The organism is Aliikangiella sp. G2MR2-5, from assembly GCF_015687155.1.
In the GTDB taxonomy this organism is placed as follows: Bacteria; Pseudomonadota; Gammaproteobacteria; order Enterobacterales; family Kangiellaceae; genus Aliikangiella.
The window spans coordinates 19,670-34,456 of record NZ_JADPQF010000003.1; the positions used below are offsets into that span (position 1 = coordinate 19,670).

Here is a 14,787-nt window from a genome sequence, read left to right on the forward strand (position 1 = left end):
GTAATTCTAATACTCATTTTTTCTGAACTATATCTTAGTGAATTTTGAAAAATATAATTTGAAAACCCGTCGAATATTGATTGTTAAATGTTGACAGTAATGGGGTTAACCGTGAAATGGTTTATTGGATGCTCGGACGCTGCGACTGTTAGTTATTTGAGAAAGAGATAAATATCCAATTAGTTCTCTGATTTTTGTGCAATATCACCAAATCTAGCCATCGAATTCTTTTATATAAAGCGATTTGTTCGTATCTTGATTTTAATAACAACGATAACTGATTTTCGAAAGCATAAACAATCTTCTTCATTTAGGCTTGGCGTGATTGCCATTTAAATGAATATCAGTTTTGGCATTTACAAATGCGAAAACGTTGATTCTGACTTATCCAATTATTTTCAATTAATGATATCTATAACATTGAATACTGGAGCGATGATGAATCACAAAAATATTATAGTTTACACTCTAAGCGTTAGTTTCTTTTTAATGTCTTCTATGTCGTTGGCACACGGGTATGTTGAACATCCTAAAGCGCGTCAACAATATTGTGTTGATGACGGTGGCTACTGGTGGCCTGATGACGGTTCTGCTATCCCTAATAAAGCGTGTCGCCAGGCTTTTCTGGAGTCAGGCACTTATCAGTTTGTGCAAAATATCGAATTCTCAGCCAATGTGGCTGATTATGAAAATCAACAGACTGTGGAGTCCGTTGTTCATGATGGCATTTTGTGCGCCGCAGGCGACTCGACAAAACGGGGAATGGATATTCCTTCCGAGGAATGGCAAAGAACACGGGTTAAACCCGATAGTGAAAATGAAATTGATTTTATCTTTTTGGCTGCGACGCCACATAATCCCAGTTACTGGGAGTTCTATCTGTCCAGGTCTGGTTTTGAATATGCAACGAGAAAACTAAGCTGGAGTGATCTTGAACTGATCGATCGGAAAGATGATGTAGCGATTAGTGACGTCGACGGTAAAAAAGTCTATCAAATGAAAATTACTATACCTGCGGGACGTAAAGGTGACGCTATCCTGTTCACTCGCTGGCAAAGAAGAGATGCTGCCGGCGAAGGATTTTATAACTGCAGTGATATTACCATCGAAGGTGATACATCATCAGATATTTGGCATGACAAAGGATATTTCATACAACAGGGAGATGAAGCTATAGCCGGTGACCAAATCTGGTTTCGAGTTTTTGACGAAGTCGGAGATGAAATTATTTTTGAAAAAATTCTGATTGAAGAGAATAATCAAACACAATCAGCGTGGTCTGCACAGTTGGCGAAAAAGATAAATGAGACTTATTCCGAACAGGTGGCTATAGGTGTAAAAGATAGCAAGGACCAGGTCATTCGTTTTGATGAAGTGAATCGATTATCCAACAAAGTCTGGCTGAGTAAATCCGAACAAAGTTTTGCGCTGGAAATAAAAAAACACTCAACCAATTTACCGCCAGAAGTTTCGCTGCCGGCTCTTGTTGAAGTAAAAAGTGGTGAGCAAGTCACCATTTTTGCAACCGCAATCGATCCTGAAAATGCAATCTTGAATTATCAATGGCTTATTGAGCCGCCGTTATCAGTTGTCAATTTTGTCGACAATCAAGTGACTATCCTGGCAAATCATCCAGACCAAACCAGCGTTTACCCCGTCAGTGTTATTGTGAGCGATGGAGTGAATCAGGTTTCTGAAAGCGCAGACCTGAAGGTAATGGTAGACAGCGGGCAGTGCCAGTTAACCGATCCTGATGCATCAAATTATCCAGCATGGAACTTGAATATGACTTATCAGTCTGGCTCACAAGTTTCTCACAGGCAACTTGTATGGCAAGCAAAGTGGTGGAATCAACAATCAGAACCGGATCTTGCCAATGATAGCTGGAGTCTTTTGAGTATTGTAGAGCTCGGCTGGCAAAAGGGAGTTGCTTACCAGCAAGGTAACCAGGTTGATCATCTGCAGCGACGGTGGAGAGCCAGATGGTGGACTATTGCTGAACCTGGCAGTAATGCTGATTGGGATGATATCGGCACAGCATTGTGTCAGTAGCATGAGTTTCTGATTTCAAGGAGGCTGGTCACACGCATGATTACTGCCTGGCCTCCGGCTAACTTATAAAGACACTGAACATACCTTTTCGCAATATCATCAAGCTGGCATGTCACTGTGCCGTAACGGCTGATTCTTTTACTTCCCTCGCGCACAGAAAACCTGAACAGAAATAATTTAACTCGATATAAATAAAAAATGCAAAATATTTACATTGTGTGCAGAGAAAATATTATCTAATGTGAATTATATATTGTGCGCAAAAATAATAAATGACCAATGTTTCCAGAATATTACAAGTAGTTAAAAGTTTTACTGAAGAAATGTTGGTTTTCTTGTAATGACCTAAAGGACCAAAAAATGAAACTATCCAAACTATTCCTCGCTGGTATTGCCCTGGGCAGTACTCTGGGGAACGCCGAAAACCTGCCTTTGCCGTTAAGCACAGCGTCAAAAGCTGGAAGTCATCTAGGGCACCAGCAGAGAACACTACAACCGCCTCGCACTATGTCGCCTTATCAATTTATGCAAATGCAGCGGCACCAGCATAACAGCCTGTCTAGCGATGTACGCAGCACTCTCAATACTAATCAATCCACTTTGTCGGTTAACTCACTAAATCAAAAAACGTTTAGTGAAAGTTCTTTTGGAAGTCTTTCTGCCAATGCGGCTGATGTCTGTAGTGACCCGTCCGAGTTGCTGCCACTGGCCGGTGAGCAGTTGGTTGCCGCGGTAAAAAGTGCCAATATCACATCCTGTTTGTATGGACTTTACAATGCAGAGTTTGCTGGTACCGACTATTTTTCAGATGCTAAGCTAATGACAATCGTTTCTGCAATTAACGATATTCTGGTTGGATATGATGGTACTTCTGCAGCAGGCGCGAGTGAGCTGGAAAAGCTGGTAACTTATCTTAGAGCAACCCACTGGGCGGAGTCTTCAGCCGGTACTGAGAGAGACTACAGTACAGAATATCAGACAGCATTGAGCCAGGCATTTGACAGCTATTTCAATGCTCCCCACTTTGTTAGCTTTAATGGTGATGTATCTCGTGACTTTATGGTTCGTTACGAAATGCTGGTTCTGGTTAACAGTTCCAAAACCGATAACCAGCCCTACCTAAAACGTTTTACTCAGGCAATCATTGGCTATGCGAATAGTGTTGATAAAGCTGATGGCTGGGGGGTTGCTTATGAAGAAAACGGAATGACTCAATTACTGACTCATCTTTTCAATGCGGTAACAACTAATCCTGAAGCGACTTCCAGTTTGCTCGAGAGCGAGCCGGAAATTGTTGATAACCTTGTTAAATTTGTGACCTCGGAAGGAGTCTGGTTGATTGGTAAACAAAGAGAGTATCAGTGGTCAGATGCAGTTAGCGAGTTAGGTAGACTGCTTCAGTTTAAAGGTGCCATTGCCGATAAAGTCCGTCCGGTAATGCAGAAAATTTTAACTGACTATCAATTCCGCGGAGTTGGTTCCAATGGCTGGGTTAACGCGCAAAGTATGGTTTTAAGCTTTGATAGTGAAAACTGTAGTCTTTATGGTGATGCATGTAGCTTTGATCTGGAATCTGCTGTTCTGTCAGGTAATCATGTTTGTAGTGATACAATTAAGCTTCGTTTCGAAGAACCTATCGTTGATGAAAATCTGCAATCGATCTGTAAAAGTCTCACAGCAGAAGAAGCATACTTCCATCAGCGTTTTGATACCCCTCAGTCAGTAAAAAATGATAACAACAAGGATCTCGAAGTTGTTATTTTCAGCTCATCAACTGAGTATCAAAATTATGCTGGAAAGTTTTTTGGCATCAATACTGATAATGGTGGGATGTATTTAGAAGGCGTACCTTCAGACCAAAATAATCAGGCGAGGTTTGTTGCCTTTCAGGCGACCTGGTTACCTGATTTTACTGTGTGGAATCTAGAGCATGAATATGTTCATTATCTAGATGGAAGATTTAACAAGTGGGGTGGATTTAATGACCAGCCTGCAAACTCTGTGTGGTGGGGTGAAGGTGTTGCGGAATATATGTCGAGTCAGGATGACAATGACAACGCAATGAGCGTTGCGCCAGACAAAACCTATTCTTTTAGCGACTTGTTGCAAACAACCTACGATAATGGTGATACTGAGCGCGTTTACTACTGGGGGTACCTGGCAGTACGATTCATGTTTGAGCGTCATCTTGATCAAGTTAAAGATCGTTTGTTACCGTCTATGAGAGCCGCCAAGTATCCTATTTCAGATGAACCTTGTCTGTTTGACTGGCAGTGGCGCAGTAAACAGGAAGCTACCGACAATAACTGGTCATGGCTCTATGATGACAGTGCAAATGCGAGTGGAAATTGGGTGTGGACTTGTGGCCAAACTAATACCGATCAGGACCCGCTACCAGAATATGAACCTTATCAGGATATCATCGATGACTGGACCGGAAAATATGATGTGGAATTTAGTGAGTGGCTGGATTGTTATGTAGAAGGTCGAGACTGTAGCGGAAATTCCGATACTCAACTACAGAACGGTGTGCCGGTGTCTATTTCAGGATTGAAAGGTAGCGAGCAGCACTTTTCTTTAAACCTACCAGAAAATGCTTACGATTTACGTATTGAGACTCAAGGCGGCATTGGAGATCTGGATCTTTACGTTCGTCAACAAGGAGCGGCAAGTCTAACTGATTGGGACTATCGGCCTTACTGGATTGGCAATCGCGAACATGTTGAAATTATGCAACCGTCGAATGAAATTGATGTGATGATTCATGGCTATCGTGATTTCTCTGATGCGACATTAACCGCAACCTGGAAAGAAGGGAATCTAAGCGAAATTAAACAGTGGAGCTCTCTGTCCAGCAGTAGCAAAATCTATCAATGGGTTTATGTACCAGTGACGGCTAAAGCACTCTATTTCACCTTAAGTGGAGGCAAAGGAGATGCACAGCTTTATGTGAAACAAGATGGTTGGCCTGCCAACAATGATTATGATGGAGCTTCCAGTATAACGCGTGGAACGACTCAAAAAATTAAGATGGAAAATATCAAGCCTGGAAATTACTACCACATTTTGGTGGACACTCTGGAAGGGTTTGATGATGTTAAGCTGTCTGTCATGATGGTTGAGTAAAGTTAGTACACAACAATCTAGTTAGATCGTTTGTTGTAGGCGAGAGCTGATGTTCTCGCCTTGTTTTTAGTTATAGTAAGACTATAACTGTGTTGTGTGAAAAGTCTGTTCAAACTTATTTTTTTCAGATAGCGTATATTACTCAATACAATCTGTACTTACCAGCATGAAAACTTTCTTGGTTATTTGAAGAATCAAGAAAAACTAATGTCAAGTCCCTATCTTTTCGTTCCCTGTCGTTAAGCGCTAGTGAGTAATCTCTATCATTCGAATATCCGCTTGCGGATTATCGCTTGAAAGATAGACCAACCTTGATTGGTCGTGCGATATGCTGAACTTATGTCCATGGTCATAGGATTGTGATAATACAGTTGTCGTTCGCTTCGTTTCAAAAGAATAGAAATACAGGCCTGCTTCCTTATTTTGATGATGATGAAAGTAGATGCCTGTAGGGGTGCTGGTAAACAAACTATGAACAGGAAATTCGGGAAAAATAAGTTTTTCTTCATTGGTTGCTAAATCAACTTTCCAAAGACCTTTTTGTTTTGGTCTTGTAAAATAGAGTTGCTTGTTGTCTGTGCTTAACGCCATATCTTCAGAAGGAGTATGGGTTAACTGACTAATATCTTTTGTATCTAAGTTATAACTAAAAATCCGTTTTCTTTCCGTTTCGGATATTAATATTTGGTTATTATTCATTCCCCAGCTAGCAAAGCCTATTTTATAGTCTTTAATTACAATTGGACTAACTTTTCGAGTAAAAAAGTTCAATAAAAAAAGCTGTTTTTCTAATAGTAAAAGCAGGTTTGATTCATCTGGCGACCAGCTAATAATATACGGCGGAGTTTCAAATGTATAATCCGAAGCGAGTTTTACGGCTCCATCTTGGTCATACCATACTTGCCACTTTTCGCGCCTTTTCGAAACGAAAGCAAGTTTTTTACTGGTTTTTGAAAACATCGGGTTGGTATCAATTTGTGTTGAGCGAAAAGTATAGTCCAAGTGATTTTCACCAGAAATCTTTATCATGGGGTTGGATTGAGTAATCATGCTGATATTATGTTCTAGCGGAGAGAACAATATCTTTGTAGTACCTTTTTCAGTTTTCACACAATTTAAATAGGAAAACTCAGAAGTTGTCGACTTTCCGACAAGCTGGTTTATTCCATCGTCATACAGGAAAAGTCGCTTTGTATCAGAATAGAGGAATTGAGCTGAGTTAGCACACCAGGTAACACTTGCTCTTTTGTTACTTGTTTCGAAGATTTTAGTCTTTATCCTGCTTTCTGGATTCAGTAGCCATAAATTTAGCTTGTTTGAGTTTCGGGTAAGTAAAAGCCACTGGGACAGTTGTTCATGAGGTATTAAGTCAATGATGTGTTCATCAGAACCGCTCTGGCTCAGCAGTCCACCAAGAGCTAGAGGGCGTTTGTTTTTTTCTTCAAAATTGAAACTCGAGAACTCTCTTTTACCTGTTCTATTGTTGGGCTCGTTGATATAAAGCTCTCTGCCTTGATTGAATATTCCTATTCGCGTCAAGAATGGAGAATTACAGCTGGCAACAGGGATAGAAGATTCCAGTGCTTTTTTGTCTCTACTATATAATGCTGTGTATATTTGACAAGTATTGAAGTCGATGTAGGCGACCCTTTTACCATCTGATGACCAACTTAGCGCATGAGGCTGCCCAATAAAACCATTAATTGAATAATCCGCTGAGGTTCGAGGGTCATAGGCCCGAATCTGAGGTTTATCTGAATGCTCTGCAAAATGAGTATAAAACACGGTCGAAAAGTCTGATGTAGCTTTGGGGCTTACTTCTTCTCCCGGCTTACTAGTAAGCCTTGTCATTTCCTCCTCTAAAAAGATTTTGCGATTTGATTCTACTTCATCGACACCAGTAAAATAAGCAAAACATAAAATAGCCAGAAAAAAAACTACTGCTAAAATATTCGGTTTTATTCGGCCTGGCTCAGGCGCTAAGTTGGCTAGTCCTATATCACAGATTTGAGCTGGTTGCACTGAGCAAATTAGCTTATAACCTCTCCTCGAAACAGTCTCAATGTATTTAGGTGAGCCAGCATCATCGTCTAGTGCTTTTCTAATTTGAGCAATCAATCGTCGGACACTGTTTTCGGATACAGTGACTCCATCCCATAAGTCGTTGACTAGTGTATTTGCTGAAACTACGTCATTTTTTTTGCAAATGAGATAACAAAGTAACCTCATTGCCTTGGGCTCAATTTTTTTTGAAACTTTCGCTTTTTCCAGTTCCAAAGAGTCTGGCTTGAGTAGCCACTGGTCCAACTTCCAGTTGACATTCATTACTGAAGCTAAAGACATATCATCCATTAATAACAGCCCATTATCTATGATTCGTTATTTTTTAACATACCATGAAAAGATCACAAGGGTAGTAATACCGGTTCATCTTGAACTATTTTAGAAATGACCGTTTTAGTTAATTAACCACTACTGGTTTTCACTGAGCATAAGTGACCAGTAATAAGTTACATGATTAATCAGAAAGCATCCAATAAGGCATCTGTTCAAGATAAGTTTTTCCTTTTTGCATATCTGGGATCGCTCTTTGTTTAACGACTTGTTGCAACATTTTATTGGTATTGTATATATCTTCTATTAAATCTGGATACCAGGATAGCTGGTCAACAAGCTTTCCTTCTTTAGTGTAGAAAGATTTGTCCTGTGATATGAACGGCAACAAAACGGCTTGTTGCAATTCATTCATGCGGTTGATTTTTTTTTCGAGTAATTCGAGTTGATATATACCACCAATAATACTTTTCAATAAGCCTTGATCGATTGCCGCGAAGTTTTCACTATGAAAGGCTGTTCTAACTGCGATTCCATTATATAGATAGTAAAAATCAGTCAATTCAAGTGCGGGTTGCTCACCAGCCTTCAGTCGTTTTACTAATTTCATCGATTCTTCGAGCTTTTTTCCTTCTGCTTTAAGATGCATGTTAAAGCCCTCAAATTCAAAAATTAAGGATTCATAGTATTTTATGCGAATTTTCTTTTCACGTAGCGCCTCCTGATAATCAGTAAATAAAAATGCCAGGTAGACACCAAGAAAAACGATGAAAAACTCAAATAGGTATTTTGAAGAAAAACTCGTCCATTTTATGGCTTTAGCGGAAGATTGGAGGCTAGAATTTTCTTTATGGGAAACGTCATTCATATCAGTCGTCCTGAACTTTGGTTCTCTGAACAATACCTTAAGGACTGAGAAGGCAGAGTGCAACCGTTTAATCGATAAGTAGTAAAACAGAGTTTCCAAAATGAGATATTTGTGGCCAATCTCCAACTTGGGAGTATCTGTTTAGACTTAGTCTGATAACAGGATTGTAATTGGTCTTCGAGATCTTTATATTAATTGGCTCCAAACATTAACTGTCTCGAGGAGCTACTGATGACGGCTCGATCAATTTATAGCTTTGTACTATTTTATATATTCATATCTGCCAATTATTCACATGCAAATGCGCTAAATGTGCCACATGTTTCGGTTCAAGGTTTTGCAAAGGATTCGGTCAAACCGGATCAACTAACCTGGAGACTATCGATCAAAAATGAAGCTCGAGAGTCGCAAGCCGTTGCTATAGCGCACAATAATAGTGTGGCTAATGTTTTGGCCATACTGAAGAAGCATGGAATAGAAAAAAAGAATATTCAAACTACTCATATGCAGCTTTCGGAAAATAAAAGTTACCGTAATAATCAATGGATTAAAGAAGGTTACTTTGCTTCCAGTCAGATTAATTTCAAACTGGAAGATCTGGATAAATATAAAATGCTATGGAATGCGCTTGCACTGTTTCCTGAAGTCAGTATGAATGGTTTTAGCTATGCACATTCGAAAATGGATGATTTAAAAGCTGATTTGAGAGAAAAGGCACTAATTAATGCAAGAGACAAAGCAAGATTGATGGCAAAAGCGCTTGATATGAGTATTGGCAAGCCAATAGTGATAGAAGAAGTGGGAGCATCGCCTGTTCCTTTCAGGGCTGAAAGGATGATGAGCGCCGCACCGCAGATGAAAAGCGATGATAATATATCGCCCGGAACCATCGACTATAGTATGAGTGTTAATGTCGTCTTTTCTTTGCAAGAGTAATAGTCAAAGGTTTAAGTTTCAACCTGAGAAGTTGGTAATATTTCTTTCGCAGGAGGTATATCGGCAAAGAGACTTGGTTTCAACCAGTCACTCACATTTCGAGTGAGTGATCTGGGGCCGACTAACACGAGGTTACCTTCACTGATAGCTTTTTTGTAACTAATCTCTCCCATCCATAGCAGGCACATCGTTTTAACACTCACCGTGAAGTAGACATCTACTTCTTTTCCGGGATTATGCGTGCAGACATCAATATCGTTACCACTAATTACAATCCACCAGTTGGGATAGTCTTTAACATCGATAAAATTAAAGCGAATGACAGTTTCTCTTCCAACTAATTTATCTGTTTGAATACTGCGTTCCAGATAGAGCATTAACAGGCTCAGATCAAAATCATCTTCTGTCATCTGATGGCGTAACCAGCGCATTCCCCAAATCCCGATCTGTTCGACAACTGGAAAAAGTTCCTGACATGCTTCTGTTGGAAAATATTCGAATCCCTTTTGTCCCGGAACCTTCTTTTTGACCAGAAGCCCGTTGTCTTCCAGTTGCTTTAATCGCTTTGTTAGCAGAGTTGGTGACATCTGTGAGAGCGCTTTCTGAAATTCGTTAAAGCGCGTGGTATTCATCAACAACTCTCGAATAATAAGAAGGGTCCATTTCTCACCAAGTACTTCCATAGCCTTGGCAATAGGACAGAATTGTTTATAACTCACTGGCTCCTCCCTGGAGATTAATACAGTAGCGTCCATTTAAGTATACCAAATGCCAGAATTAACTACATATTTTGTAGTTAATTACTACAGTTTGAGCAGTATAGTCGTGCTTCGCTCTGCTATAGACTAAAAGTCAGGCTCAGGTTTATGCACTAATGCGGAGGATCAATATGTGTCGTCACCTTTCTTTGCCAGAAAACAAAATTCGCTACAGAAATACACTTTCACACTTTCCTACCGGTGTTGCTATTGTCACCTGCTGTACACCTGAAGGTGACCCGGTTGGTATGACTATTAATAGCTTTTGTTCGATCTCATTGACTCCGGCGTTAGTTGGTTGGTGTATCGACAGGAAAGCCAATAGCTACCTGCATTTTGCCAGAGCCAGAGAGTTTTCTATTACATTTTTGTCAGCAACGCAGGAAGCTATTGCTCAAAGATTTGCTACACGGGGGGCCGATAAATTCCAGGATATTTTCTGTATTCCACATATTCCGCCGGTAATTCAGGGAGGAACAGCCTGGTTACAGTGTACAACTGATAGAACGTTGCTAGTTGGGGATCATTTAATGATTATTGGCCAGGTTTTCGATTTTGAACAAAGTAACAGGCGCCCACTGGTATTTTCTGAAGGGAAGTTTAATCAGCTTTCTCATCACTTAAATCAGGCCGCTTAGCCGAAGACAATCAATACTTTGGACTTTTCAAGGAGAAACAAGATGACAAATGCGCAAACACAGGCGACGTCGACTAAAGTCACCTATATGCCTACCAACGCAGACGAGAGTGAAATGCTAGATTTAATGACAATACTTGATGAAATCGGGCCCGAAATTAAACGTAATGGCGAAGAATCTGACCCTCAGGATAACTTTTCTCTAGCCAATTATGAACTTCTTAAGACAAACAAAATATTCTCTGCCATGGTGCCCGGAGAGCTAGGAGGAGGCGGATGCGATTACGCTAGCATGTGTCAGTTTTTAACAGGGCTGTCAGCGTACCATCCTTCGACAGCCCTTTCTCTGTCGATGCATCAACATATTATTGCTGCAAACCGATTTAACTACATCAATGGCAAACCTGGAAAAGTTCTGCTGGAAAAAGTTGCCGCATCCGAACTGGTGTTAGTGAGCACGGGGGCGGGAGACTGGCTGGCTTCTTGTGGTGAAATGGACAAAGTTGATGGTGGATACCTTTTTTCTGGCGTCAAACATTTCGCCAGTGGTTCTCCTGGAGGTGATTTGTTAGTCACCTCTGGTCCTTTCAATGATCCTGTCGATGGTTGGCAGGTGCTACATTTTCCGGTTTCTCTGAAAGCAGAAGGAGTTAAAATATTAGATAACTGGCGACCAATGGGAATGAGAGGCACCGGTTCGAATAGTGTAAAGTTAGACAAAGTTTTTGTTCCTGAAGAAAGTGTAGCCGTCAAAAGGTCGCGTGGAGACTTTCACGCGATGTGGTGTGTTGTTCTACCAGTGGCACTACCATTAATCATGTCTGTTTATCGGGGGATCGCTATTTCTGCTGCAGAGCGCGCAAGAAGGCGATGTATTGCTAGCAAGGATCCGGTAACACCCTATATCCTCGGGGAAATGGAGAATGCATTAACCAATAGCGGTATTATAGTTGAAGACATGATTCGCCTGACCAGTGATTTTCAATTTACACCTCACATCGATCTGGTGAATGAAATGGTTAAGCGTAAAACTCTGGCTGCGGGGGCTTGCAAAGAAACAACAACAAAGGCCGTCGAGGCTTGTGGAGGACCTGGATTTTTAAGAGATTTCAATATTGAGAGTTTGTTCCGCGATAGCATGGCCTCACACTTTCATCCGATGCAGGAGAAAAGACAGTTGCTATTTTCCGGCTCGCTAGCGATGCAGAAAGAGCCGCCAAGTCAGGCATTTTAGTTAATTGACGATTGGTTGTTGGCAGAGTCAGCTGTCTATGTTCAGTGATTGAATTGGGCGTCCTGCGACTCTGCCTATATTTTTGTATCAGTGTTTTAATCTCATCATTGCAATAAGAATAATTATTTTAAGAATTTTTTCAAAAATTTTTGATGTCGGAAATTTTCCAGTTTTTTATTCACTATTTTTCCTATTAATGTCGCGTGATTAACAAAAAAATCAAATATAACGCTGTAAAAAAATAAAAATATTACAAATGCGACATATTAGCTCAATCTAATTCATTCAATTCCGACTTTTCGTTACGTTGAATCAATAAATAAATGGTAATTTTAAACGTTGACCGCACCGGTAAACTAATGGCAGTTTAGCTTTGGCGAAAGGAAGTGTTGTAGTAACTTAAACGGAAAATTTGGACCAAAATCAATGAAAAAAATTAATTAGAGAAGTAATTTATGAAACACTCCAAACGATATGTAATGACACTGGTTGCGGGGGCAATATCAGCAGTTGTTACACAAAATTCTGCGATGGCCCAGCAGACATTCGAAGGGTCATTTTCTCAATCACTCAATAACAATGCCACAGCAGCACAACACCAATTAGAAGAACGTTTTATTGTAAAGTTTAAGGATTCCTCTGCCGCAGTAACTCAAAACGTTAACGGACACGCTATGCTTAACGCGGTCAATGCTCGCCGAGTTGTAGAGAATGCAGGAGCGAAAGTCAGACTTGAACTCCCGTTTGCTCGAGCTATGTCGGTTAAGCTTGATGCTAATTCAAAACGAAAATTAAAGAATCATCCAGACATTGAATACATGGAGCCTGATTATCCTCGACATTTAATGGCGCAAAATACACCCTGGGGTATTCCAACGGTCCAGGCGGATCAAGTGAGCGACAGTAATGCAGGTAATATGAAAGTGTGTATTATCGACTCAGGCTACGATATTAATAATCCTGATTTGTCTGGCAATAACCATAATGGTACCAATGACTCTGGAACAGGTAACTGGTACACACCAGGTGGCTCTCATGGTACACACGTTGCCGGTACAATTGCGGCGATCAATAACAGTGAAGGTGTTGTTGGTATTATGCCTAACCAGGCAGTTAATATTCATGTGGTTAAAGTTTTTAACGAAAGTGGCTGGGGCTATTCTTCGAGCCTGACTGCGGCGGTTAATACCTGTAAAAACAACGGTGCCAAGGTTGTGAATATGAGTCTGGGTGGTTCCGGTTCATCAACTACCGAAGGCAACGCAATGCAAAGCGCTTATGATAGTGGCGTTCTGTTAATTGCTGCTGCGGGTAATGATGGTAACTCAACTCACTCTTATCCAGCATCGTACGATGCGGTTGTATCTGTTGCAGCTTTGGATGAAACCAATCAGTGGGCGGCTTTTTCACAATATACAAGCCAGGTTGAACTTGCGGCACCAGGTGAAGCAATATTATCAACTGTAGGTGTTGGTGACGGACGCCAGGGTTATATCACTGCTGGCAGCACTAGCTACGGTGATGACCGAGTCGTTCCGCATAACCGCCTTACAAATAATGGCTCTAGCTGGCAAGCAGCGCCGATTAATAGTTCAGCAACAGGAACTCTGGCTTCCTGTAGTCTTTCTGGCAGTACGTACTCCTGTGGTAACATGAGCGGAAAAATCTGTATTGCTGAGCGATATGGTAATCAGGCGAGTGGCAGCTACCCGGAAACTAATCCTGTTAAGGCGTGTAAAACTGCCGGAGCCGTTGCTGCGATTGTTTATTCGAATACAAGTCGTCCCGGTCTCCAGAATCCATTCTTACTGGATCAAAACAATGAGTTTCCTATTCCATCGGTTTCTGTTAATCGCACAGTTGGTCAAGCTTTGTTAGCCAAAGTTGGAACTACAGTTACTGTTGAGAATAAAGGTAACACCGATTATTCCTACTACAACGGTACGTCGATGGCGACGCCTCATGTTACTGGCGTGGCGGCTCTTGTATGGAGTCAACATCCAACTTGTACCGCAGCCCAGATCCGTAATGTCCTGAAAGTGACAGCGCAAGATCTCGATGCTACTGGTCGTGACGATAAGACCGGTTATGGTTTAGTGCGCTCTAAAGCTGCAGTGGATTATATTACCGCTAACGGCTGTGATGGCAACGGCAATGGCGGCGGTGGCGGCACTCCAACAAATGCGCTTGAAAATGGCGTAGCCAAAACTGGTTTATCTGCATCAAAAGGCGAGGAGTTACACTACACATTAGAAGTGCCTGCAGGCGCAACTGATTTGACTTTCACTATTGCTGGTGGAACTGGTGATGCCGATCTCTATGTTCAATTTGGCTCAAAACCAACCACATCCAGTTATGAGTGTCGTCCTTACAAAACGGGCAACAGTGAGACTTGTACAATCAGCAATATTCAGGCGGGTACTTACTACGTGATGACCAGAGCTTACTCCAGTTTCAGTGGTGTATCATTAACCGGCAGTTTCACCGAATCAAGCAGCGGTGGCGGGTCTAATGGCGGCTCAGGTTCTGCCAGCAATCTGTCTGCCAGTAAAGGAACATGGAAGCATTACACCGTAGAAATACCTGCAGGTATGTCTACGCTGAATGTAAACATTTCTGGCGGTTCAGGTGATGCAGATCTGTATGTTAAGCAAGGTTCACAACCAACTTCTTCAAGTTTTGACTGTCGACCATACAAAGGTGGCAACAGTGAAAGTTGTAGCTTTAATAATCCGCAGGCTGGAACCTGGCATATCAGCATTTATGCATACTCCAGCTACTCAGGTGTTAACCTGAATGCAGAGTGGAAGCCTTAAGCTTATACTGATACGAGTACAGGAAA

Annotated in this window: 9 protein-coding genes; 6 read left to right on the forward strand and 3 right to left on the reverse strand. The window is 41.2% G+C overall.

What is annotated here, in order from left to right; genetic code table 11:
• The first annotated feature begins 438 nt into the window (after positions 1-438).
• Positions 439-2,052, forward strand: coding sequence for a lytic polysaccharide monooxygenase (locus tag IYN84_RS10660; RefSeq protein WP_196139216.1), 1,614 nt, complete (start codon positions 439-441; stop codon positions 2,050-2,052).
• Positions 2,053-2,412: 360 nt separating this feature from the next.
• Positions 2,413-5,178 carry a M9 family metallopeptidase gene (locus IYN84_RS10665; protein WP_196139217.1) on the forward strand — a complete coding sequence of 922 codons (2,766 nt, stop codon included), beginning with the start codon at positions 2,413-2,415 and terminating at the stop codon, positions 5,176-5,178.
• A gap of 246 nt (positions 5,179-5,424) precedes the next feature.
• Here IYN84_RS10665 and IYN84_RS10670 read toward each other — a convergent pair whose 3' ends face one another.
• A complete protein-coding gene (locus IYN84_RS10670) occupies positions 5,425-7,530 on the reverse strand; it encodes a winged helix-turn-helix domain-containing protein (protein ID WP_196139218.1) in 2,106 nt (701 codons plus the stop codon).
• A gap of 166 nt (positions 7,531-7,696) precedes the next feature.
• The gene (locus IYN84_RS10675; RefSeq protein ID WP_196139219.1) at positions 7,697-8,380 is read right to left on the reverse strand and encodes a hypothetical protein; all 684 of its coding nucleotides are present in this window, start codon (positions 8,378-8,380) and stop codon (positions 7,697-7,699) included.
• A gap of 231 nt (positions 8,381-8,611) precedes the next feature.
• Here IYN84_RS10675 and IYN84_RS10680 point away from each other — a divergent pair, with 231 nt between their 5' ends.
• Entirely contained in the window at positions 8,612-9,316 is a 705-nt protein-coding gene (locus tag IYN84_RS10680; RefSeq protein ID WP_196139220.1) for an SIMPL domain-containing protein, read from the forward strand.
• A gap of 11 nt (positions 9,317-9,327) precedes the next feature.
• On the opposite strand, the gene IYN84_RS10685 is transcribed toward IYN84_RS10680, so the two are convergent.
• Positions 9,328-10,035 (reverse strand): helix-turn-helix domain-containing protein, encoded by a 708-nt coding sequence (locus IYN84_RS10685; RefSeq protein ID WP_196139221.1) that lies wholly within the window; start codon positions 10,033-10,035, stop codon positions 9,328-9,330.
• A 170-nt stretch (positions 10,036-10,205) separates the two neighbouring features.
• On the opposite strand from IYN84_RS10685, the gene IYN84_RS10690 reads away from it, so the two are divergent.
• From IYN84_RS10690 to IYN84_RS21550, 3 genes are all read left to right on the forward strand, one after another.
• Positions 10,206-10,712: a flavin reductase family protein gene (locus IYN84_RS10690; RefSeq protein WP_196139222.1), complete on the forward strand. Its 507-nt coding sequence runs from the start codon at positions 10,206-10,208 to the stop codon at positions 10,710-10,712.
• A gap of 42 nt (positions 10,713-10,754) precedes the next feature.
• Positions 10,755-11,945 carry an acyl-CoA dehydrogenase family protein gene (locus IYN84_RS10695; protein WP_196139223.1) on the forward strand — a complete coding sequence of 397 codons (1,191 nt, stop codon included), beginning with the start codon at positions 10,755-10,757 and terminating at the stop codon, positions 11,943-11,945.
• 455 nt (positions 11,946-12,400) lie between these two features.
• Complete coding sequence (locus IYN84_RS21550; RefSeq protein ID WP_305852097.1) at positions 12,401-14,761, forward strand: S8 family serine peptidase; 2,361 nt, start codon at positions 12,401-12,403, stop codon at positions 14,759-14,761.
• Positions 14,762-14,787: the final 26 nt, after the last annotated feature.